This window comes from Alloyangia mangrovi (assembly GCF_002300555.2).
Taxonomy (GTDB): domain Bacteria; phylum Pseudomonadota; class Alphaproteobacteria; order Rhodobacterales; family Rhodobacteraceae; genus Salipiger; species Salipiger mangrovi.
This window is the reverse complement of the sequence record NZ_NTHN02000040.1, coordinates 14,884-37,287: the sequence shown is the minus strand read 5'-3', so window position 1 is coordinate 37,287 and position 22,404 is coordinate 14,884. Positions and strand designations below refer to the sequence as shown.

21 protein-coding genes and 1 pseudogene are annotated in these 22,404 nt (G+C 66.7%); 15 read left to right on the top strand and 7 right to left on the bottom strand.

The features are described from left to right. Positions 1–291: 291 nt before the first annotated feature. Positions 292–1,206 (bottom strand): LysR substrate-binding domain-containing protein, encoded by a 915-nt coding sequence (locus CLG85_RS19030; RefSeq protein ID WP_095881094.1) that lies wholly within the window; start codon positions 1,204–1,206, stop codon positions 292–294. Positions 1,207–1,350: 144 nt separating this feature from the next. On the opposite strand from CLG85_RS19030, the gene CLG85_RS19025 reads away from it, so the two are divergent. From CLG85_RS19025 to CLG85_RS18990, 8 genes are all read left to right on the top strand, one after another. After that, positions 1,351–2,301, top strand: a complete 951-nt coding sequence (locus tag CLG85_RS19025) for a VOC family protein (RefSeq protein ID WP_095881095.1) — start codon at positions 1,351–1,353, stop codon at positions 2,299–2,301. Then, positions 2,298–2,675 (top strand): Rieske (2Fe-2S) protein, encoded by a 378-nt coding sequence (locus CLG85_RS19020; RefSeq protein ID WP_095881096.1) that lies wholly within the window; start codon positions 2,298–2,300, stop codon positions 2,673–2,675. The genes CLG85_RS19025 and CLG85_RS19020 overlap by 4 nt, the downstream gene beginning before the upstream one ends. A 2-nt stretch (positions 2,676–2,677) precedes the next feature. Further along, complete coding sequence (locus tag CLG85_RS19015; RefSeq protein WP_095881097.1) at positions 2,678–3,808, top strand: FAD-dependent oxidoreductase; 1,131 nt, start codon at positions 2,678–2,680, stop codon at positions 3,806–3,808. An 83-nt stretch (positions 3,809–3,891) separates the two neighbouring features. Continuing rightward, complete coding sequence (locus CLG85_RS19010) at positions 3,892–5,055, top strand: MFS transporter (RefSeq protein WP_260349856.1); 1,164 nt, start codon at positions 3,892–3,894, stop codon at positions 5,053–5,055. Positions 5,056–5,109: 54 nt separating this feature from the next. After that, positions 5,110–6,057: an MBL fold metallo-hydrolase gene (locus tag CLG85_RS19005; protein ID WP_095883704.1), complete on the top strand. Its 948-nt coding sequence runs from the start codon at positions 5,110–5,112 to the stop codon at positions 6,055–6,057. A gap of 139 nt (positions 6,058–6,196) precedes the next feature. Beyond that, positions 6,197–7,366 carry an alpha/beta hydrolase family protein gene (locus CLG85_RS19000; RefSeq protein WP_095883705.1) on the top strand — a complete coding sequence of 390 codons (1,170 nt, stop codon included), beginning with the start codon at positions 6,197–6,199 and terminating at the stop codon, positions 7,364–7,366. Between the two features lies 1 nt (position 7,367). After that, positions 7,368–8,339: a fumarylacetoacetate hydrolase family protein gene (locus CLG85_RS18995; RefSeq protein WP_095883706.1), complete on the top strand. Its 972-nt coding sequence runs from the start codon at positions 7,368–7,370 to the stop codon at positions 8,337–8,339. Beyond that, positions 8,336–9,109 carry a cyclase family protein gene (locus CLG85_RS18990; RefSeq protein WP_260349855.1) on the top strand — a complete coding sequence of 258 codons (774 nt, stop codon included), beginning with the start codon at positions 8,336–8,338 and terminating at the stop codon, positions 9,107–9,109. Before CLG85_RS18995 ends, CLG85_RS18990 begins: the two co-directional genes overlap by 4 nt. A 399-nt stretch (positions 9,110–9,508) precedes the next feature. Here CLG85_RS18990 and CLG85_RS18985 read toward each other — a convergent pair. The 3 genes and pseudogenes from CLG85_RS18985 to CLG85_RS18975 all read right to left on the bottom strand — a co-directional run. Further along, a pseudogene (locus CLG85_RS18985) lies at positions 9,509–10,717 on the bottom strand (CaiB/BaiF CoA transferase family protein); the annotation flags it as partial. Between the two features lie 45 nt (positions 10,718–10,762). Then, positions 10,763–11,191: a PaaI family thioesterase gene (locus CLG85_RS18980; protein WP_095880871.1), complete on the bottom strand. Its 429-nt coding sequence runs from the start codon at positions 11,189–11,191 to the stop codon at positions 10,763–10,765. Between the two features lie 3 nt (positions 11,192–11,194). Beyond that, positions 11,195–11,980: an IclR family transcriptional regulator gene (locus CLG85_RS18975; RefSeq protein ID WP_095880872.1), complete on the bottom strand. Its 786-nt coding sequence runs from the start codon at positions 11,978–11,980 to the stop codon at positions 11,195–11,197. Positions 11,981–12,128: 148 nt separating this feature from the next. Here CLG85_RS18975 and CLG85_RS18970 point away from each other — a divergent pair, with 148 nt between their 5' ends. The 6 genes from CLG85_RS18970 (at position 12,129) to CLG85_RS18945 (ending at position 18,160) form a co-directional block, all read left to right on the top strand. Continuing rightward, positions 12,129–13,688, top strand: a complete 1,560-nt coding sequence (locus CLG85_RS18970) for an acetate--CoA ligase (RefSeq protein ID WP_095880873.1) — start codon at positions 12,129–12,131, stop codon at positions 13,686–13,688. A 35-nt stretch (positions 13,689–13,723) separates the two neighbouring features. Continuing rightward, a complete protein-coding gene (locus CLG85_RS18965) occupies positions 13,724–14,860 on the top strand; it encodes an FAS1-like dehydratase domain-containing protein (RefSeq protein WP_095880874.1) in 1,137 nt (378 codons plus the stop codon). Positions 14,861–14,913: 53 nt separating this feature from the next. Next, positions 14,914–15,405 carry a TRAP transporter small permease gene (locus CLG85_RS18960; RefSeq protein ID WP_095880875.1) on the top strand — a complete coding sequence of 164 codons (492 nt, stop codon included), beginning with the start codon at positions 14,914–14,916 and terminating at the stop codon, positions 15,403–15,405. A 25-nt stretch (positions 15,406–15,430) separates the two neighbouring features. Beyond that, positions 15,431–16,432, top strand: a complete 1,002-nt coding sequence (locus tag CLG85_RS18955; protein ID WP_095880876.1) for a TRAP transporter substrate-binding protein — start codon at positions 15,431–15,433, stop codon at positions 16,430–16,432. 78 nt (positions 16,433–16,510) lie between these two features. Further along, complete coding sequence (locus CLG85_RS18950; protein ID WP_095880877.1) at positions 16,511–17,800, top strand: TRAP transporter large permease; 1,290 nt, start codon at positions 16,511–16,513, stop codon at positions 17,798–17,800. A gap of 105 nt (positions 17,801–17,905) precedes the next feature. After that, positions 17,906–18,160 (top strand): hypothetical protein, encoded by a 255-nt coding sequence (locus CLG85_RS18945; protein WP_095880878.1) that lies wholly within the window; start codon positions 17,906–17,908, stop codon positions 18,158–18,160. Between the two features lie 468 nt (positions 18,161–18,628). On the opposite strand, the gene CLG85_RS18940 is transcribed toward CLG85_RS18945, so the two are convergent. Then, positions 18,629–18,748: a transposase gene (locus CLG85_RS18940; RefSeq protein WP_260349860.1), complete on the bottom strand. Its 120-nt coding sequence runs from the start codon at positions 18,746–18,748 to the stop codon at positions 18,629–18,631. Positions 18,749–19,285: 537 nt separating this feature from the next. Beyond that, a complete protein-coding gene (locus CLG85_RS18935; RefSeq protein WP_224918025.1) occupies positions 19,286–19,897 on the bottom strand; it encodes an RraA family protein in 612 nt (203 codons plus the stop codon). 160 nt (positions 19,898–20,057) lie between these two features. On the opposite strand from CLG85_RS18935, the gene CLG85_RS18930 reads away from it, so the two are divergent. Continuing rightward, positions 20,058–20,993 (top strand): LysR family transcriptional regulator, encoded by a 936-nt coding sequence (locus tag CLG85_RS18930; RefSeq protein WP_260349854.1) that lies wholly within the window; start codon positions 20,058–20,060, stop codon positions 20,991–20,993. A gap of 154 nt (positions 20,994–21,147) precedes the next feature. On the opposite strand, the gene CLG85_RS18925 is transcribed toward CLG85_RS18930, so the two are convergent. Continuing rightward, a complete protein-coding gene (locus CLG85_RS18925) occupies positions 21,148–22,392 on the bottom strand; it encodes a Zn-dependent hydrolase (RefSeq protein WP_095883992.1) in 1,245 nt (414 codons plus the stop codon). Positions 22,393–22,404: the final 12 nt, after the last annotated feature.

Below are 22,404 nucleotides of genomic sequence, written 5' to 3'. Positions count from 1 at the left end.
CCGTCATTCAGACAAGACGAAGCCCCGCGCGCCCCGTCGCCTCTCGGCCGGACGCGTCGTCCCGCGGTGCGTCCGCGAGACGGCCGAACCGGGCCCCGCCGCGCCGTCAGGCGCCGCGAGCGCGGCTCTCTTGCAACGTCACCCTTTCCTCCTCCGCACGGTCGCAACGTCCCCCGGCGACCGCACTCCTCCTCTGTTCCGCGAACCTAGCGAGAGGCAGGCGCAAATGAAAAATTGATTATTCTGCGCTCATGTATTCACGAGATGAATGGGCGGGAACTCCGCTCCCACTCATCCCGCCTGCTCGGCCTCGACCACGCAGGCCTTCAGCAGCGCCCGCATCCAGATCAGCCCCGGGTCGCGGGTGCGGTGCGCGTGCCAGCGGATGCTCTGCCGCAGCGGCGCCACCGGGAAGGGCGCGGGGTGCACCGCCATCCCGCCGCGCGCGACTGCAAGCTGCGCGAGCCGGCGCTGGATGAGCCCGATCCGGTCGGTGCCGCGGATCAGCTCGGGGATCGACGAGAAGAGGTAGGATGACAGCACCTTGCGCGGCACGATGCCGGCGTTGCGGATCGCCACGGCGGAATAGCTCTCCTGCCCGGTCAGCGGCTCCATCAGCACCTGCGGCGCGGCGGCGAACCGCTCCAGCGTCATCTCCACCCAGGCATGCGGCCCGTTGCCATCAACCAGCACCACCAGCTCGTCCTCGAAGAGGATCTCATGCTCCTGGTCGCTGGCGCCGAGGTAGTCGGGCACGATCAGCATGTCCGCCTCGCCGCGGTCGAGCAGCTTGCTCGGGTCGGCGTGCTGCGGCCGCAGGTTGAGCCGGATGTTCGGCGCCTCCTCTGCCACCCGGCGCGACAGCTGCGCGCCGAGCACGGCCAGCGAGTAGTCCGAGATGACGATGTTGAAGGTCCGCGCATCGGTGAGCGGGTCGAAGACCGGGCGGATGCGCGTCGCGCTCTCTACCCGCATCATGATCTCGCGCACCGGTTCCTGCAGCGTCTCGGCCAGCGGCGAGAGCTCCATCCCCCGCCCGACCTGCACCAGCAAAGGGTCGTCGAAGAAGGTCCGCAGCCGCCCCAGCGCGTTCGACATGGCCGACTGGGTGATGAACATCTCCTCCGCCGCCCGCGTCACGCTGCGGGTCTTCAGCAGAATATCCAGCGCCGCCAGCAGGTTCATGTCGAGCTTGTTGAAACGCATGGACTCCTCCGACTGCAATTCACAGCATCAATGTCAGCCATTCATCGAAGCAATTTTCTAAATACCTCTGCGAAAGCTACACGATTGGCAAGCAGGATTCGCACCCGGTTCCGTCCGGGTGCTGGCAGACGGAGGAGCCTGACCATGCGCATCATCGGACCCGACTACCTGGTGTTCGGGGTGGACGATCTGGAGGGATCGAAGACCTACCTTACCGATTTCGGCCTGAAGCCGGTGCAACTGGACGAGACCGGCTGGCTCTTCGAGACGCTCGACGGCACAGGCGTCATCATCCGCCCCAAGAGCGACCCCAAGCTGCCCGCCCCGCTCGAGACGAAGAACATGCTGCGCCAGCAGGTCTACGGCGTCGAAGACATGGCCGCGCTCGACGCGATCGAGGCCGAGATGTCGAAGGACCGCCGGGTGACGCGGCTGGCCGATGGCGCGATCGAGTTCAAGGACGACCTCGGCTTCGAGCTGCGCTTCCAGGTGACCATCCGCCGCCCGCTCTCGATGCCCGCCGAGAAGATCAACGCCCCCGGCGCCCCGGCGCAACGCGCGCCGAACGAGCTCGGCGTGACCGACGACATGCCCGCCCTGCCGCGATCTCTGAGCCACGTGGTGCTCTTCGTGCCCGACATGGACAAGATGGTCAGCTTCTTCTGCGACCGCCTCGGCTTTGTCATCACCGACGTGTTGACCGGCGCGGGCCCCTTCCTGCGCCCGGCGGCGAACGACGATCACCACACGCTCTTCTTTATCCGCACCCCCGCCTACATGATGGGCTGCGAGCACCTCGCCTTCCACATGGGCGGGCCGACAGAGCTGATGGTGGCGGGCGACCGCTTCGTGCGGAAAGGCTACCAGAGCTTCTGGGGTCCGGGCCGCCACAAGTTCGGCTCGAACTGGTTCTGGTACTTCAACAGCCCGCTCGGCGTGCATTTCGAATACGACGCCGACATGGACAAGCACGACGACACATGGGTCGCGCGCGAGGCACCGAACGGCCCCGAGGCGAGCCAGATGTTCCTGCTGCAGTGGCGCGAGAAATGGGCCCCCGGCGGCGGCCCCGAGGGCGGTTCCGGAAAACCATGAGCGCGGGCCAGCTGAGGCTGTGCCACCGGGACGACATCCCCGAGGGCACCGCCCGTGGCTTCCTGCCCCTGCCCGGCGCCCCGCGCAACGTCATCGTGGTGAACCGCGGCGGGCGCCTGCATGGCTACATGGACGCCTGCCCGCACTACCGCGGCGGCACGCCGATGGCCTGGCGCCGGGATGCCTACCTGAACGGCGAGGGCACGCATATCGCCTGCCACGCCCACGGCGCACTTTTTGAAATTGAAACAGGGGCCTGCGTGTCGGGCCCCTGCCTGGGAAGAAACCTGACCCGCGTGCCTCTCACCGAGGCAGAGGACGGGTCCATCAGCGTCCCGGCACAGGTCGCCGGACGCGCAGCACGGGAGGGCTGATCATGGCAGCGGTACAGAAAGTTCTGATCATCGGCGGCGGCTTTTCGGGCATGTCCGCGGCGATCATGCTGGCGCGCGGCGGCGTCGAGACCGACCTGGTCGAGATTGACGCCGGCTGGCGCAGCTACGGTGCGGGGATCAGCCTGCACGGCGCGACGCTGCGGGTTTTCGCCCAGCTCGGTATCCTTGACGCCTTCAAGGCTACCGGCGCCGCAACCGACGGGCTGGTGGTGCGCATGCCGCACAATGACCAGGTGATCGTCACCATCCCCACCCCGCCGATGCCCGGCACCGGCCTTCCGGGCAATGCCGCGATCATGCGCCCGGCGCTGGCGGCGATCCTTTCCGAGGCGACCCGCGCGGCGGGTGTGTCGGTCAAGCTCGGCTGCAGCTTCGAAACACTCAACGAGGATGCAACCGGCGTCACCGTCAGTTTCACCGACGGCACCTCGGGCCGCTACGACGTGGTGATCGGCGCCGACGGGCTCTTCTCCAAGACCCGCGCCACGCTGATGCCGGACGCTCCCAAGCCCGCCTATGTCGGCCAGGCTGTCTGGCGCGCCGAGCTGCCGACGCCCGAGGGGGTCGAGACGCTCAACATGTGGCTCGGCAAGGGGCTGAAGGTCGGGATCAACCCGGTTTCCGAGGGGCGCAGCTACATGTTCGTCACCGAGGACCGCCCGACCAACGACTGGGTCGATGAGTCCGAGTTGCTCCCGCGCATGAAGGCGATGCTGGACCAGTTTCCCTCGCCGATCCTCTCAGCCGTGAAGGACGCGCTGAGCGAGGACAGCAAGCTGATCTACCGCCCGCTCGAAAAGATGCTGCTGCCGCAGCCCTGGCACGTCGGCCGCATCATGCTGATCGGCGACGCGGTGCACGCGACGACGCCGCATCTCGGCGCCGGGGCCTGCATCGGCATGGAGGACGGGCTGGTCCTCGCCGAGGAACTGCTCCGCGCCGGGACCGTGGCCGAGGCCTTTGCCGCGCATGAGGCGCGCCGCTGGGACCGCTGCAGCATGGTGGTCACCAACTCGGCGCGCCTCTCGGAGATCGAGGTCACCGGCGGCGACCAGCGCGAGCACAACGCCCTGATGGGGCGCTCGATGATGGCCCTGACCGAGCCGGTCTGACCCAAGGCAAACACGCTGTCCCCGCGGGGGCAGGATAATGAACGGCCGGCGGGGGAGCCGGCGTACAGGGAGGAGGACATTGAATGAGTGATACCGGAGCATCTCCGGCAGCGATGCGCGCTGCGCCGGGTATAGCCAAGACCGGGGCCGCCGCGCTCGTGGTCGGCCATTGCGCGGGACTTGTCGACCTAGTCGCGCTACCGGTCTGGGTAGGCGCGCTGATCGCCCGCTTCGGCTTCGGCCCGCGCGAGGCCGGGGCGCTGGTCACGCTGTTCCTGATCGGGGCGGTGCTTGCGAGCGTGCTGACCGCACGCAACTTCACCCGCCTGCCGCGCAAGGCGCTGGCGGTGGCAGGCTTCGCGCTCGCCGCTGTAGCTTTCCTGTTGGCCGCGCGTCAGAGCGCCTTCCTGCCGCTCGCAGCGCTGCACCTGCTGGGCGGCATGGCGAACGGCGTGGCGCTGAGCCTCGTGCATGGCACCATGGGCCGCTCGGGCAACCCGCACCGGCTGTTTGCCATCGCGGGCGTCGGGCTCGGTCTCTTCGGGGTGATCTACATGGGCGCGGTGCCGCCGCTGTTGGCCCAGCATGGCGGCGCGGCGCTCTTCCTGAGCTTCGGGGCGATCATGACGGTGGCGACGCTGGCGACGCTGCTCGCCTTCCCCGATGCCGGGGACCGGAGCGACGCCCCAGCGGCGCGCGGCCCGCTCGCGCCCGGCGTCATGGCGGTCGTCGCGGGGGTGAGCCTCATGACCTTCAACCAGGCGATGGTCTTCTCCTTCGTCGAGGTGATCGGCACCGCCCGGGGCTTCGCGCCGCAAGCCATCGTCGGCACGCTGATCGCGCTCGGGGTGGTGAACTTCGTCGGCCCCGCGCCGCTTGCCGCGCTGTTGGAAAAGCGCCTTTCGCCGCGCCGCGTCGTCATGGCCGGCCCCGTGGTGCAGGCGGCGCTGGCGCTGGCGCTGACCTTTGCCACCGCCTTCGCGATCTGGGCGCCGGTCGCGGCGGTCTTCGTGGCGGTGCAGATTTTCACCCATACCTTCGCCTTCGGGCTGCTGGCGCGCATGGACAGGTCCGGCCGCGCCGCCGCCGCAACCCCGGCGATGCTGATGACCGGCTCGGCGCTCGGCCCGATCGTCGGCGGCATGCTGATGGAGAGCCTCGGGATCGGGGCGCTCGGGGTCATGGCAGTGGGCATCGCCGCCCTGTCGGTGACCTGCTTTGCCCGCGGCACCCGCGCCGAACGCTAAATTGAGAAGAAGGGTCCGCCCCGCGGCGGACCCGGTACTGAGGAGGAGACCCACATGTTCAAGACCCACGCAACCGCGCTCACGCTGCTTGCCGCCACCGCGCTTCCGGCCATGGCCGAGACCACGTTCACCGTGCTCGGCAGCGGCGGCGGGCCGATCGCCCGCGCCGACCGCTCGCAGCCCGCGAACCTCTTGCAGGTCAACGGCCGCAACATCGTCATCGACGCCGGCGACGGGTTGTCGATCCGCCTCGCGGCCAAGCGCCTGCGGATGGGCGATGTCGATGACGTCGTGCTGAGCCACCTGCATTTCGACCACGTCGGCGGGCTGCTCGCCGTGCTCGGCCAGCGCTTCCAGACCAACCCCGACAAGCCGGTGATGATCTATGGCCCGCCGGGCACCAAGGCGTTGATCGACGGCATGATCGAGGGCATGGGCCCGGCGATGGAGGCCGCCTACGGCATGGCCGACGCGACGATCATGACCGCGGACGAGCTGGTGCAGGTGCAGGAGATCCGCGGCGGCGAGACCTTCACCCTTGGCGATGTCACCGTGACCACCGCCAAGAACAGCCACTACAGCTTTGCCCATGGCAGCGATCTCGACAGCAAATACGAGTCTCTCTCGTTCCGCTTCCAGACGCCCGACCGAACCATCGTCTACACCGGCGACACTGGCTGGTCCGACGCGGTGATCGCGCTGGCGCAGGGCGCGGACCTGCTGGTCTCGGAACTGATCGACCTGCCGTCGATCATGGATACGGTGCGCAAGACCGCGCCCGAGCACCTCGTCGGCGAGATCGAGCAGCACCTCTCGGCGCACCACGTCACCCCCGAGGAGATCGGCCGCATGGCCGTCGCGGCGGACGTGGGCAAGGTCGTGGCGACCCATATCGCTGCCGGGGCGCGCGTCACCCCCGAGATGACCCAAGACTGGGCGCAGCAGATCTCGGCCATCTACGGCGGCGAGGTCGCCATCGCCGAGGACCTGCAGGACTACTGACGCCTGCCTCCCCGGGCATTCAGCGCATGAATGCCCGGGATCATGCCTTTCCATTTTTCGAATGGGCCAAGGCCGATTACCCCTCCGCTCGAGGGCCACGCGCCCCCGCACATCCCCCGACGATCCAAGGAGCCTTCCGATGGCGATGTTCAACTATTTCCCCAACTACGTCTGGAACCTGACGGTCTCCATCGCGCTCGCCTCGGGGGCCGAGATCGGCGAGATCATGGACATGTGCCAGCCGCTGCTGGAGAAGGCGAAGAACGGCGAAGACGCGGGCACCCGCGACTTCATGGTCGAATGGGTGCGCGTCGCCGACAAGCTGACCGAGATCGCCACCGAGGAAGAGGCCGAGGGCAAGCTCTTCTCGGCCGGCGACAAGCTCAAGCGCGCGGCGCTCTACTACATCCTTGCCGAGCGCATGCAGGGCCAGGGCGATCCCGAGCGGATGGTGACCTACAGGAAGGGCCTCTCCAACTTCCTCAAGGGCACCGAGTATTCCGGCGAGAGCGTGCGCCGCTTCGAGATCCCGTATGGCGACAAGGTGATCCCGGCGCTCTACACCCCGGCGCAGGGCGTCGAGGGCCCGGCCCCGGCGGTGGTCTACCTGAACGGCCTCGATAGCTGCAAGGAGCTGCTCTACTGGTCGTTCCTGCCGCATGAGCTGGCCAAGCGCGGCATCGCCACGCTCTGCGTCGACCAGCCCGGCACCGGCGAGAGCCTGCGCCTGCAGGACCTGCCCGCGCATTTCGACAGCGAGGCATGGGGCACCCCGGTCTACGAATGGCTCGCCGCGCGCGAGGAGGTGGACGCGGCGCGCATCGGCATCACCGGCATCTCGCTCGGCGGCTACTACGCGCCGCGGGTCTGCGCCAACGAGCCGCGCTTTGCCTCGGGCGCGGTCTGGGGCGCCAACCACAACTGGGCCGAGGTGCAACAGAAGCGCCTCAAGCGCGAGGGCGAGAACCCGGTGCCGCATTACTGGAACCACGTGATGTGGGTCTTCGGCGCCAAGGACATGGATGAGTTCCTTGGCAAGGCCAAAGGCTTCTGCCTCGACGGGCAGATGGAGAAGATCAAGGTGCCCTTCCTCGTCACCCATGGCGCGAATGACCGGCAGATCGCTCTGGATTACGCGCACCAGAGCTTCGACCAGCTGGTGAATTCCCCGCGCCGCGAGCTGAAGATCTTCACCGACCGCGAGGGCGGGGTCGAGCACGTCGGCGCCGACAACATGACCTACGGGCGGAACTTCATCGCCGACTGGTTTGCCGAGACGCTCGGCGGCCGGCTGAGCGCGGAGGGCTGAGATGCGCTTCGCCACGCTTGAGGGTGGCAGCCCCGACGGGCGGCTGCACCTCGTCTCCCGCGACAACACGCGTTGCACCCCGGCCACCGCGGTGCAGAGCCTGCGCCTCCTGATGGAGGACTGGGACACCTTCGCCCCGGCTCTCGAGAAGCAATACGCCGCGCTGAACGCGGGCGGCGGCGTGCCCTTCGATCCCGAGCGCGCCCTCGCCCCCCTGCCCCGCGCCTGGCAATGGCTCGACGGCTCGGCCTATGACAGCCACGGCGCGCTCATGCAGAAGGTCTTCGGGCTCGATCCCAACCCGCCGGGACGGCCGCTGATGTACCAGGGCATGTCGGACCGCTTCCTCGGCGCCACTCAAGACGTGCCGCTGCCTTCCGAGGAGGACGGCATCGATTTCGAGGGCGAGTTCGGGGTGATCTGCGACCACGTCCCGATGGGCAGCACCCCGGCCGAGGCCGCCGCGCGCATCCGGCTGGTGGTGCAGATCAACGACTGGTCGCTGCGCGCCATCGCGCCTGTCGAGATGAAGACCGGCTTCGGCTGGGTGCAGGCCAAGCCCGCCTGCGCCGTCGCCCCGGTCGCGCTGACCCCGGACGAGTTGGGTGCCGCCTGGCGCGACGCACGCGTCGACTTGCCCCTGCGGGTCGAGCTCAATGCCGAGCCCTTCGGAAACGCCGAGGGCTACCCGATGAGCTACGGCTTCGATCAGCTGCTCGCCCATGCCGCGCGCTCGCGTGATCTTGTTGCGGGCACCGTTCTGGGCTCCGGCACCGTGTCGAACGAGAATTTCCGCGAGGTGGGCTCCTCCTGCCTTGCCGAGCGTCGGGCGATCGAACTGCTCGACGAGGGCGCGCCGCGCACGCCCTACATGGGCTTCGGCGACCGGGTGTTCATGGAATGCCGCGACCGCGATCACGCGCCGCTCTTCGGCGCCATCGACCAGCAGGTCATCAACGGAGGCCGCACATGAGCCGCAGGATCATCGACCTTTCGGTCACGCTGACCGACGAGGTGCCCGCCGACCCGCCGGGCATGGGGCCAAAGATCGAATACATGGAGCATTCGGGCGGCGCGCACGAATATGCGCAGATGTTCGGCATCCCGGTCGAGCACCAGCTGGACGGCGCCGGCGCGGCGGTGGAGCGGCTGACGCTGACCACCCACAACGGCACCCATCTCGACGCGCCCTGGCACTACCACCCGACGATGAACAAGGGCGAGCGCGCCATCACCATCGACGAGGTCCCGCTCGAGTGGTGCATGGGCCCGGGCGTGAAACTCGACTTCCGCCACCTGCCCGATGGCCACGTGGTCAGCGCCGCCGAGATGGAGGCCGAGTTCGCCCGCATCGGCCACGCTCTGCAGCCCGGCGACATCGTTCTGGTCAACACCCGCGCCGGTGCGCTCTACGGCCAGCCGGGCTATGTCGCCGCGGGCTGCGGCATCGGCCGCGAGGCGACGCTCTGGCTGGCCGAGCGCGGCATGAAGATCTGCGGCACCGACGCCTGGAGCTGGGACGCACCGCTGAAGGCGGTGGCGGAAAAGGCCAAGGCGACCGGCCAGTGGGAGCTCTTCTGGGAAGGCCACAAGGCCGGGGCCGAGACGGTCTACTGCCACATGGAAAAGCTCGCCAACCTCGATCAGCTGCCGGACACCGGCTTCGAGGTGATCTGCTTTCCCGTCAAGGTCGCCCGCGGCTCGGCCGGCTGGTGCCGCCCGGTGGCCCTCCTCGCCGACTGAGGTCCGCGCCTCCCGGGAAGGCCGGCGCTCCGCGGGTGCGCCGGCCTTTTTATTGGTCCGGTCAGTGATAGGACTTACGTCGGCCGTCGCCGTCCGCTCTGGACTGTCCCTCTATCCCGGGAGGGGCGTGCCCCCATCGGTTTTTCTCAAGCGCGGTGCATCACCCAAGCCACCTGTCGGACGGTTGGCGTTTCGGACTTGCCGGATGGCGCAGTTCACGCCCGGCGGCATGAGCCGAGTAAGCGGTAACCAATGCGTCGGGTATTGGAACTTTCCGGCCATGTTCCCAAACGCGAGAGCGCGGATAAGGTCGATTTTGCTGAAACAGCCCCGCACTCAGAGATTATTCGCAGGACGCTCAGCGTTGTCGGAAGTGACCAGTTCAAAGTTTACTATTTCCTAGCCCGTCTTCACTGGGTGTTTACTGGCCATAGGAAGATGTGCCTTGATTATACCTCGAAGTTCCAACTCAATTAGCTGTGCCTCGCTATAGCCCAGCCTGCCCTGAAGCACCTTTGCCGTGTCTTCCCCGAGCCGCGAGGGCGCATCGGCGGGCGACGGCCCCACGCCATCAAACAAGATAGGCCCGCGCACAAGTCGCATCGGCCCGAGCTCTGGGTGCTCGACGCTCTCGATCAGCCCGTGCGCCGCGACATGCTCCTGCTCCAGTGCTTCGGCGATGGACAGGATCGGGGCGTTGGGCACGTCGAACTCCGACAGGCGCTCCAGCCAGTAGGCGGTGCTCTCGCGACCCATCTCGGCAAGGATGATCGGCTCGAGCGCCGCGCGGTTCTGCAGCCGCGCCTCGTAGGCGGCGAAACGCGGGTCTGCGATCAGCTCCTCGCGCCCGATGCAGCGGGCGAAGTTGTGCCAGAAGCGCTCGGTGAGGCAGGCGACGATGACATGGCCGTCGGCGGTGGCGAAGGCGCCGTAGGGCACGATGCTCGGGTGCTGCGTGCCGACGGGTTGCGGCGTCTGGCCGGTGACGAAATAGATCTGCGACAGGTACCCCTGCATGGCGATCAGGCTGTCGAGCATGGCGACCTCGACGTGCCGGCCTTGACCGGTGACGTGGCGCTCGTGCAGCGCCGCCAGTACCCCGAAGAGCGAAAAGAAACTGCCCGCCATGTCGCCGAGTGGCAGGCCGAGCTTGTTAGGGGCCTGCCCCGGCTCGCGGTTGACGCTCATCACCCCCGAGAGCGCCTGTGCCACGATGTCGAAGGCAGGCTTGTTGCCATGCGGACTGTTCTTGCCGAAGCCGGTGATCGAGCAATAGACCAGCTTGGGGTTCTCCGCCTTAAGCGCGGCATAACCGAGCCCGAGCCGATCCATCACGCCAGGGCGGAAATTCTCCAGCACGATGTCGCTCTGCGCAGCCAACTCCCGCGCGATGCGGATGCCATCGGGACTCTTGAGATCGACCGAGAGGCTTTTCTTGCTGCGGTTCAGTGCGATGTAATAGTGGCTCATGTCGCCGATAAAGGGCGGGAAGCCGCGGGTGTCATCGCCCTTCTCGAGCGGCTCGATCTTGATCACCTCGGCGCCGAGATCGGCCAGCACCATGCTGGCGTAGGGCCCCGACAGGATGCGCGAGAAGTCGAGCACGCGGACGCCGGAAAGCGGGCCGCTGCGGGTGTCGGTCTGGGGGGGCGCTCATGCGTCTGCTCCTGCTCTTGCAGCTATCTTCATCACCGCCGTGGCGGTCGCGATCGGAGTGTCGCCGCGCAGCACCTCGCCGTCGACGAAAATCAGCGAGCGGGTCTGGTGGCGGATCTCGGCGCGGGTCTCGAGGAAATCCCCGGCCTTCGCCGAGCCGAGAAAGCGGGTGTCCATCTGCACGGTGACCGTGGGCTGGCGGTCCGCCGCGTTCCAGGCGGCGATGGCGATCACCTGGTCGAGCAGCGTGGTCAGCACGCCGCCATGGATGGAGCCGATCGGGTTGGCGTGCATCTCGTTGGTCTGCAGGCCGAAGCGGGAACGGACATCGCGTGCCACCGGCCGCAGCAGCGGGCCGACGAGGCTGGCGAAGCCCTTAATCTTCACGATCTCCCAGTCGTCGAGGGACAGCGGGGCGTCAGCCATGGCTCAAGCTCCCACCGCGATCTGCGTGTGCTGCAGCTCGTCGCGGATCTGCTGCATCGCGCGCACGAGGCGCGGCACCTCGCCGTCCTTTAGCCGCTCGGAGATGCCGATGGCGACCAGCGAGCGGATCATCCGCCCGTCGGCGCCGAAGACCGGCACCGCGACGACCGTCACGCCCGAGATGTAGAGGCCCTGGTCGACGGCGAAACCCTGCGCCTTTGCCTCGGCCACCTGCGCGCGCCAGTCCTCGAAGCTGGGCGGGTGGTCCCAGACGAGGCGCGAGAATTTTTCCCGCAGCCGGTCCTCGGGCATCTCGGCATGGGCGGCGAAGAGGCGGCCGGTGGCGCTGATCAGCGCGGGGAAGCGGCTGCCGAGGTCGACCTGCAGGCGGAAGGGCATCGACGACTGCGAGAGCGCGACCACCACCATCTGCGACGGCTCGGCAAGCTGCGTGGCGATGCCGGTGACGCCGAACTCCTGCGACAGGGCCGAGAGCCGGGGCTGCACCAGCGCCGAGAAGCTGTTGCGCTGAAGCGCCGCGCGGGCCAGCGGCAGGATGCCGATTCCGATCGAGTAGCGCTTGGTCGCCGAATCAAAGTCCACCAGCCCCTCGTCCTGCAGCACGCGCAGGATGTGCAGGCAGGTCGAGGGGATCAGCCCCAGCTCGCGGGCGATGGGATTGACCCCCACGGGCTCGGGTGAACGGCCAAGAAACCTCAATATTGCAATGGCTCGGGTGACGGCGGGCACCTGCCTCTTGCTGCTTGTCTTGCTGTCGTCCTCGGCCATCTGACCCTCCCGTTTCGGCGGCATTTTATTGTCTATATACAATAAGAATAGCGTATTGACAATAATCCGTCTCGATCCCTACCCTTGTCAACGAGGGGGACGCAAAAACCGCGTCCCGCTCGGAGGAGAGGCTGGGAGGCAGGATCGGATGACCCGACTGACGGATTTCACGTCCTACGCGGACGCTCAGGCGCAGTACTCGAAAGCGGGTCTGTGGGAGCTGTTCGACGGCACGCGGGAGCGGTTCAACATCGCGCATGAGTGCATCGACCGTCACGTAGACGGCGAGGCGGTCGCGCTTCGGATCGCCCATGCGGATGGCCGGGACGAGATCGTCAGCTTTGCCGAGCTCTCGCGCCGCTCGTCGCAGATCGCGCATTTCCTGACGGCGCGCGGCGTGCAGAAGGGCGAGCGGGTCGCCGTGATGATCGAGCCCTCGCTGCCCTTCTACTGCGCGCTTTTCGGCGCGATGAAGGCCGGCGCCGTTGCGGTGCCGATGTTCACGCTCTTCGGCCCGGACGGCATCCGCCTGCGGGTGGCCGACTGCGAGCCCACGGTGTTCTTCACCAATGCCGAGAAGGCCCCCGAGGCCGAGGAGGGCGGCGCGCGGAACGTCATCGTCGCGGACGCGGATTTCCTCGACAGCCTGAACGATCTGCCCGGGACCTTCGACTGGGATACGGCGGGAGACGATCTTGCGGTGCTGCAATACACCTCGGGTACGACCCGGCTGCTGCCCGCCGCGGTGCACCACTCGCACCGCTCGATCGTCACGCTGATGGTCGCCGCGCTCTATGCAACCGGCATCCGCCCGGGTGACCGCTTCTTCTGCCCGTCCTCGCCGGCATGGGGCCACGGGCTCTGGCACGGCACGCTGGCGCCGCTCGCCATGGGCGTCTCGACCGGCACCTTCTCGGGCAAGTTTGACCCGGTGCGGCTGCTGAAGGCGCTACAGGATTTCCGCATCACCAACCTCACCGCCGCCGCGACGCATTACCGGATGATGCGCAACTCGGGCGAGGCGGAGAGGTACACGTATGCCTTCGACAAGCTCTCGTTCACCGGCGAGCCCATCGACAGCGAGACCGCGGCCTATGTCGAGCGCGTCTTCGGCACCAAGGTCCGCTCGATGTACGGCACGACCGAGATCGGCGTGATCATCGCCAACTACCCGGGCGCCGACGATCTCGAGGTGCGCGACGGCGCCATGGGCAAGGCGGTGCCGGGGGTCGAGGTCGAGGTGCAGCGGGGCGACGGCACGCGCTGCGATCCCGGCGAGACCGGCGAGCTGATGGTGAAGAAGGGCGGAAAGTGGTTCCCGACCAAGGATTTGGGCCGGGTCGACGAGGACGGATATTTCTACCACGGCGGCCGTGCCGACGACGTCATCATCTCGGCTGGCTGGACGATCGGCGCGATCGAGGTCGAGGACGCCATCCTCAGCCATCAGGCGGTCGCCGAATGCGGGGTGATCGGCGCGCCCGACAGCCTCCGCGGACAGGTGGTCAAGGCCTACATCATTCTCAAGGGCGCACCTGTTGAAGGGCTGGCGAAGGACATCCAGGACCATGTCCGCGCCCGGCTCGCCCGCCACGAATACCCGCGACAGATCGAATTCGTCGCCGAGCTGCCGAAGACCCCGGCCGGCAAGGTGAACCGCAAGATCCTGCGTGATTTGCAGGCTGAAACACTCGCGGCCGCCGGCTGACCGGGCTGCCGCAACGTCATTCGAGGAGGAAGAAGATGAACGACATGACCCGCAAGTTTCCGAAGATCACCGAGGAGGGCCTCGACGATCTGCGCAAGCGCATCGGCGTGAAGATCGAGAAGACGGTCGAGCCCTGGTGCTACGAGGCGACCCGCGACAACATCCGCCACTACGCCCATGGCATCGGCGACGACAACCCGCTGTGGTGTGATCCCGAGTACGCCAAGACCACGAAGTACGGCGACGTGATCGCGCTGCCGAGCTTCCTGTTCTCCACCAGCCGGATCATCTCGGGCTACGTCGGCGGCCTGCCGGGCGTGCATGCCATGTGGTCGGGCGCGAACTGGACCTGGCACAAGGTCATCCCGCGCAACACCGAGTTCCGCACCGAGGCCTACCTGAAGGACCTCGTCGAGCATGACACGCGCTTTGCCGGCAAGGCGGTGCAGCAGATCTACCACGTCGACTTCTACGACGCGAAGACCGGCGACATGCTGGCCGAGGCCGACAGCTGGTGCTTCCGCACCGACCGCGACGCGGCGCGCGAGAACGGCACCAAGTATACCGAGGCCAAGGCCAAGGGCCGCCGCGTCTACACTGAGGAAGAGCTGCGCGAATACTACAAGTACTACGAGCAGGAAGAGATCCGCGGCGCGCAGACCCGCTACTGGGATGACGTCGCCGAGGGCGACGAGCTGCCGACTATGGTCAAGGGCCCGATGACCGCGACCGGCTTCATCGCCTATGCGCAGGGTTGGGGCGGGCTTTATATCCGCGCCAACAAGCTCGCATGGCAGTTGCAGCAGAAGCACCCTTCGGCCGGGATCAAGAACCGCTTCGGCATTCCCGATTGCCCCGAACGCGTGCATTGGGAAGAAGAGTTTGCGCTCGAGGTCGGCGCACCGGGTGCCTATGACTACGGCCCCGAGCGGACCTCGTGGCTGACGCACCAGGTGACCAACTGGATGGGCGACGACGGCTTCCTGCGGCAGGCGAAATGCCAGGTCCGCCGGCACAACCCCGAGGGCGACATCATCCTGATCCACGGCTCGGTGGTGCGTAAATACGAGGAGGACGGGCGCTACCTGCTGGAGATCCAGCAGCGCGCCGAACAGCAGGACGGCGAGATGTCGGCGATCGGCTCGGCCATCGTCGAGCTGCCGAAACGCTGAGGGCCGCGCGCCCGCGCCGGGACACCCCAGCGTCAACCATCTGGGAGGTAAGGTTGCACGTCGTTGGTACCATCCTGAGAAAACTCGAGGACACCCTGCATCTGCTGGGGTGCCTCGGACTGCTGGTCGTGGTCGTCCTGATCAACGCGGACATCCTGATGCGGCTGGTCCTGCACACACCCGTGCAGTTCCAGTTCGAGCTCACCGAGCTCTACCTGATGCCCGCGCTCGCCACGCTCTCGCTGTCGCGGGTCTTCCGCGACGGCGGGCACCTGGCGCTCGACTTCGTGCCGGAACACCTGCCCGGGGTGCTGGGGGTGGTCGTCGACAAACTGCGCCTGCTGCTGCCGGCGCTGTTCTTCGGCCTCGTCGCCTGGATGTCCGGGAAATTCGCGCTGCATGCCTTCCAGAGAGGCGAGGTCGAATACGGGGTGGTCGATTGGCCGCTCGGCTGGGCCTACGCCATCGTGCCGCTGGGATGCGGAGTTCTGGTGCTGCGGCTGATCTACGACGCGCTGACGCGGGAGGCGCCGGCGCCGGTCTGATTTTGTCTATAGGGAGGAGGACAAGATGAAGATGACGAACAAAGTGGTCGCTGCCCTGATGGGGGCGCTTGCGCTCGCGGGCAGCCACGTGAGCGCCGAAACGCTGCGGCTCGGGGATTTCCAGTCCACCAGCCACATCGTCTCGGCCGAGGGAACGACGAAATGGATGGCCGCGGTCGAAGAGGCGACCGGCGGCAAGCTGTCGTTCGAGCATTTCCCGTCCGAGCAGGCGGCGAAGTCCAAGGCGCAGCTCGACGCGGTGAAGAGCGGCATTCTCGACGCCGCCCTGCTGGGCACGATCTACCACACCGACGCGCTGCCGCTGAACTCGGTGGTCGGCCTGCCGGGCTACTACGGCTCGGCCGAAGAGGGCACCAAAGCGGTGCAGGCGATGCTGGCCGAGGGGCCGATGCGCGACGAGCTGCTCGAGGCGGGGGTGACCCCGATCTTCGGCTTCGTGCTGCCGCCCTACCAGGTGCTGGCCAAGCAGCGGCTAGGCATGCCGAGCGACTGGGAGGCGCTGGACGTCCGCACCTCGGGCGCGACCCAGGCGATGACCGCGCGCGGCCTCGGTGCCGTCGGCATCTCGATCCCCGGCCCGGAGGTCTACACCGCGGTCGAGCGCGGCCGTCTCGACGCCGTGCTCTTCCCGCTCGCCTCTGTGCCCGGCTACAAGCTCAACGAGGTGGTGAGCCACATCTCCACCAACGGCTCCTTCGGCGGTTACAGCTTCGTCATGGTGGTCCGCAGCGACCTCTATGACAGCCTCGCCCCCGAGCTTCAGGAGGCAATGAAGACCGCCGGCGACGAGATCGCCCTCCACGTCGCCAAGGCGCAGGACGACAGCGTCGGCGATCTCATCGCGGGCTGGAAGGCCGACGGCATCGACACCTACGAGTTCACCGACGAGGAACTCGCGGCGCTGCGCGCCGGCATGGAGCTGGTGACCGAGGATTGGGTCGGCCGCATGGGTGGCGAGAAGGGGCAGGCGGTCCTGGATCGTTACACCGAGCTGACGAGCCAGTAACCTCTTCGCAATTCCCGGAAATACAAGGGCGGCCGGCCTGCGCGCCGGTCGCCCTCTTCAGGAGTCCGTGCCCGCTTCATGCTAACATTCTTCGCAATACTCGTGCTTCTAGCCCTGTTCATGGCCGTGCGCATGCCGATCGCCTTCGCCATGGGGATGAGCGGCTTTATTGGCCTTTCGCTGCAGCTCGGCCCGCGCCCGGCGCTGGCGGTGCTGGAGCGGACCTTCTTCGACAGCTCGTCCTCCTTCATCCTTGTCGCCATTCCGCTGTTCATCCTGATGGCCGAACTGCTCACCGCCGGCGACGTAACGCGCCGCGCGATCATCGCCTGCCAGGGCTGGATCGGCCACGTGAAGGGCGGGCTCGCCATGGCCACGGTCGGCGCCTCGGTGATCCTCGCCGCGCTGGTCGGCAGCTCGACCGCCTCGACCGCCGCCATGGCGGCCTCGGCCTTTCCCGAGATGCGGAGCCACAACTACTCGGAGCGCCTCGCTGCCGCAGTGGTTTCGGTCGGCGGCACGCTGGCCGTCGTGGTGCCGCCCTCGATCGTGCTGGTGGTCTACGGCGTACTGACCGAGACCTCGATCGGCAAACTTTTCATTGCCGGGATCATCCCCGGCCTGCTGACCGCGATCGGCCTTGCCGTTGTCATCAAGCTGATCGCCCACACCACCGATCAGGCGCCGAAGGGCGCGCCCTTCGAGCTTGGCAAGGCGGTGAAGGCCAGCCGCCACGTGCTGCCGATGATCCTGCTGATGGCGCTGGTTATCGGGGCGATCTACGGCGGCATCGCCTCGCCCTCCGAGGCGGCGGCACTCGGCGTCATGGGCTCGCTGATCATCGTCATCTTCCAGCGCAGCCTTTCCTTCGTCAATTTCAACCGCTCGGTTTCCGGCGCGATCCGGGCGACGGTGATGATCGTCGCGATCGTCGCCTGCTCGGCGATATTCTCGAACTACCTCGCCTTCACCCGCATCACCCATTCGCTGCTCGAGTTCGTCGCGACCACGAGTCTGCCGCCGGCGGTGATCATGGGGTTCATCGTGCTGATCTTGCTGGTCATGGGCATGTTCATGGACCAGCTTGCGATCCTGTCGCTGGCCATGCCGCTGGCCTTCCCGACCGCCATGGCGCTGGATTTCGATCCGGTGTGGTTCGGCATAGTGGTGACGAAAACGGTGGAGATCGGGCTGCTGACCCCGCCGCTTGGGCTCAATGCCTATGTCGCGGCGGCGCAGACGGGTGTGCCGCTCGGAAAGATCTTCTGGGGCATCCTGCCGTTCCTGGCAATGGAGATTCTTGTCCTCGCGCTTCTTCTGGGCTTCCCGCAGATCACGCTTTTCCTGCCTGACCTGATGTCCCGCTAGCCGTGGATTTCTTTGCCCTATTGGGCTCTCTCTCAACCCTAATATTGACGGGTCCCGCCACCTGTGAGCTGATCCCAGCGAGTGGTCCAGGTTGAACGTTAATGCATGGTCAGTCTCAACTGGCGCGGGCTCTCGGGCATGGAAAGCCCGCGCGCCCGCACGCAGGTCGCCTACCGCGCCAACCTGGCGCGAAACCGTTTCCTGAAGCAGACCCCGGAGCACCTGGAGATCATCGAACTGCTCAGGCGCGGACGCAACAGCGATGCCGCCGTCGCGATGCAGCACCACCTCGGCACCGTCATCCTGAACCTGCAGGACCTAGAGCCAATTCTCTCGGGCAGCAGAAACTCCGGTCGCTGAGGGTCAGCGCAGCTTTGTAGCAACTTCTGTGGTTGCCGCTCGTTGTGCTGGTCCTTCAAACCCTAGGGCTTGGTGATCGAATGCGGTCTCCTATCAGGACTGTTGATGCGGCACTTTCCGGAAGCGGCTGGCCGGGATGGTGATCAGCGAAGCGGGTCCAAATCTGCATCCAGAGCTCCAGGGCTCGCAATTGCCATCCAGTTTTCCCGAACCGGATCCTTTTGATCTTTTTGCCAATATGGTCGTCGGTTTCTCACACCCCAGTCCCCGGTGTCGCTTGCAGTCGACGCGCCTAAAGACGTACCGGTAATCGGAACCGGGAGCTTGTAATCCTCCGGTCACCTGATCATGGCCCAGATTATGTGCGCCATTTTGTTGACCAGAGCGATCCCCGCCAACATACGCGGTTTCCTTGCCAACATCTTCTCCAGCCACGAACTGTGCGCACGCGAGATCGTTCCAACCGATTTAGTCGCGACATTGCGCCAATGGTGAGTAGGCGCCTGATGTTGTCTGACCGGCTTTCGTGACCCGCTCCAATCGCTCCTTGCGGCCCGAGGAGTGCTGGCGTGGTGACAACCCCAACACAAGCAGCAAAATCTCGTCTACGGCGGAAGACACTCACGACCGTTGCTATGGTCGCGAAAACCAACGCCTTGATTGGGCCGACGCCTGGGATGGCTTTTTGGGTTCTCTCCGCGATCACCGCGATGGGCGCCGCATGTTTGCGTTCAGGGTCGGGCAGATCGAAGTGGTGTGCGTGGTCAAGTCCGCTGTCCCGGGAGCGATCTTGCCCTCGCCCCTCGCCCCTCGGCCCGCGTCCCGGCTGGACGCCTTCGGATGTGGCACAGTCAAGGTTTTGGAACTGGCTTGTTCAGATGGTGGCATCCTCATCCAGGAGGCGCACGGGCTCCTTCCAGGCGAATGGGCGGATGCGCCACTCAGGCACCCACGCTTCAGCTGTCGGATGTCGGATTTGGCCAGAATATATATTTATAGAGCTGGTCCTGATGTGTGCAGCCGAATGTATTACAGTCGTCTCTTGAGGGTGTTGCGTGAGTTTCCACCAACAGGCGCAGCATTGACGTACCGTACTTCCATTCCGGCCAGGGGTATTGTCGCAACCTATCTGAAGAACCCGGCGTTTTGCGCGGCCAAACTCGACAACGACCTTCCTTCTTGAAGCCCGCGGATTATCTGCGCCTCCTCCTGCTGCAGGCGCAGCGCGGTGGCGGCGTGGCGCGCGGCCTCGGCCGGGTCTAGCACCGCGACGCCGTTCTCGTCCGCGAGGATGATGTCTCCGCGCGCGACCGTCGCGCCGCCGCAGGTGATCAGCCCGCCGACGTCGCCGGCAAGGTTGCGCAGGCGCGTGGTCAGTGGCGAACGGCCACGGCACCAGACCGGCAGACCGAGCGCCTCGAGCGCCGCACGGTCGGTGACGAAGCCGTCGATCACCACCCCGGCCACGCCCCGCGCACATGCCGCGTGGCCCATCACAGCGCCGAAGCAGGCGTGGCGGAGATCACCGCAGCGGTCGATGACGATGACCTCGCCCGGCTCGGCCACCGACAGCGCCTCGATGAGCGCCGTGCCGTCCGGCCCCGGCAGGCGCACGGTCAGTGCCGGGCCGAAGATGCGGGTGCCGGGCAGCAACGCCTGGATTGACGGAACCATGAAGCCCTGGCGCAGAATGCGGCCGAGCGTGGCGGTTTCAACCGCGGATAGATCGGGAAGCATGGGCGTCTCCTGTCAGCGGACAGGCGCCAGAGTAGACGTCGGCCCGCGGAGGGCGAAGCAGGGATTGCCGCCAAGGCTTATCGGAAGGATAAGCCCTGCCTATGGCCGGGTTGCGGCCCTTCCGTGTTACACGCCTGCCATCCCCACGAGTCGACAAGCCATGCCCGCGAAGCCGAAGATCGCCGACCTGAACTGGAACTTGCTCCGCAGCTTCTGCGTGATCGCAGAGGAAAAGGGCATCACCCGCGCCGCCAAGCGGCTCAACATGAGCCAGCCTTCGGTCAGCCTTGCGCTGCAGCGGCTCGAGGAACAGCTCGGTTGCCAACTGGTGTTCCGAGGCAGCAGGCATTTCGCGCTGACCCTGCGGGGCGAGAAGATCTACCAGGAATGTGCCGAGATCTTCCGCGGCGTGGACCGCATCGCGGTTCTGTCGGAGGATCGCAATGACGAGGAATTCGGCGAGTTGAACCTGTCGATCATCTCGCAGCTGCACTCGCCGCTGATCGACGAGGCTCTTCGGCTCTACCACCAGCGCTACCCGTCGATCACCTGGCGCATCGAGGTGCAGAACTCGGCCGAGACGGTGCGGCGGATCACCCAGGAGAAGGCCGGCATCGGCATTTGCCTGTTGACCAAGCCGATCATCGGGCTGACCTGCCGGCACCTGTTCCGCGAGGAATTTAGCGTCTTCTGTGGCGCCGAGCACCACCAGTTCGGCAAGACCGAGATCGACGTCCGCGACCTACAGCAGGAGTCTGTAGTCGCCTTCACCTGCGCCACGGAGGGGATGGGTCTCGAGCCGATGACCATGCTGCGCGAGGGGCTGGGTCTTGGCAACCGCATCAGCGGCTCGAGCCACGACCTCGAGGAGGTGCGGCGGATGATCGTCTGCGGTCTCGGCATTGGCATCCTGCCTGCCGTGGCGGTGGTCGAACAAGTCGAGCATGGCGAGCTCTGGCCGCTCAAGCTGGCCGACCAGCCGCTCGGAGCCGACGTCTTCCTCGTGCACAGCCCGCAGAGCCAGCTGACACCGCCAGAGCAGCTCTTCGTCGATCTGATCGAGGAGCTGCTGAACCTCTATCCCGATATGTCCTGACGGAAACGGACGGCGCCGCCGGAAGCCTGGGGAAGGTTCAAGGTGAGTGTCCTGCGAGAGGCAGCGGCGATGCCCCTGCCCCGAGATCGGTGGCGCGGCGATCAGGCCCGGCTTGTCCGGCCAGGCACCGATCGCCCCACTTGGTCCCCTCAGCTCAGCGGTCGGCCCGCTTGACCACCGCGTGCAGCAGCATGTTGAGACCGGCTTCGAAATCCTCCGGCTCGCAGCTTTCGTTGTTGTTGTGGGTGATGCCGCCCTTGCAGGGGGTGAAGATCATCGCCGTCGGGCAGTGCAGCGCCATGTGATAGGCGTCATGCCCGGCCTGAGACTGGATGTCGCGCCAGTTCCAGCCTTGCCGGACCGCCTCGTCGCGGATCCCCGAGATCAGCTCGGCGTCGAAGATGTCGCCGCCCCAGCTCCACTCGTCCTCGAAGACCGCGCGGCAGCCGGCCATGGCGGCGGCGGCATGGGCGGCGCGGCGCATCTTCTCGGCCATCACCCGCGCGGTGATCGGATCGGGGTGGCGCACATCTGCGATGCACTGCGCCGTGTCCGACAGGATCCCCGGCTTGTTCGGCCAGGCGGCAAGCCGCGAGCCGGTGGCCTTGCCGTCACCCACGGCGAAATCCCAGCCGATGTCGTCGACGGCGGTCAGGAAGCGCGCCCCGGCGATCAGCGCGTTGTGGCGCAGGTCCATCGGGGTCGGGCCGGTGTGGGCGGTCTCGCCCTCGAAACGCACGCGCACGCCGTGGCTGGGATATCCGCCGGTGACCACGCCCACCTGTCGCTTCTCGGCGTCGAGGATCGGGCCCTGCTCGATGTGCAACTCGAAATAGGCGTCGATGTCGCCAGCCTTGCAGGGCATCGCGCCCTTGTAGCCGATGCGCTCCAGCTCGTCGCCGAAGCGCGGGCCGTCATCGGCTTCCAGCGCATAGACCCAGTCGCGCTCGTACTTGCCAACGAAGCAACCCGAGGCGACCATCGGCGGCGAGAAGCGCGCGCCCTCCTCGTTGGTCCAGTCGACCACCACGATGGGGCGGCGGGTGACATGGCCCAGATCATTGAGGCAGCGCACCAGTTCGAGGCCCGCCAGCACCCCGGCGATGCCGTCGAAGCGGCCGCCGTTGATCTGCGTGTCGAGATGGCTGCCGATGTAGATCGGCGGGAGCTCCGGGTCGGTGCCCTCGCGGCGGGCGAAGATCGAGCCCAGCTCGTCGATCTCGACGGCGAGCCCGGCGTCTTTGCACCAGTTCACGAAGAGGTCGCGCATCTCGCGGTCGCTGTCGGTCAGGCTCAGCCGCGACAGGCCGCCGGGGCGGCCGGTGCCGATCTTGGCCGAGGCCTCGATTGTCGACCAGAAGCGGTCCAGCGAGACGCGGGTTTCGGGGGTAAAGCTCATGAAATGCCTCGT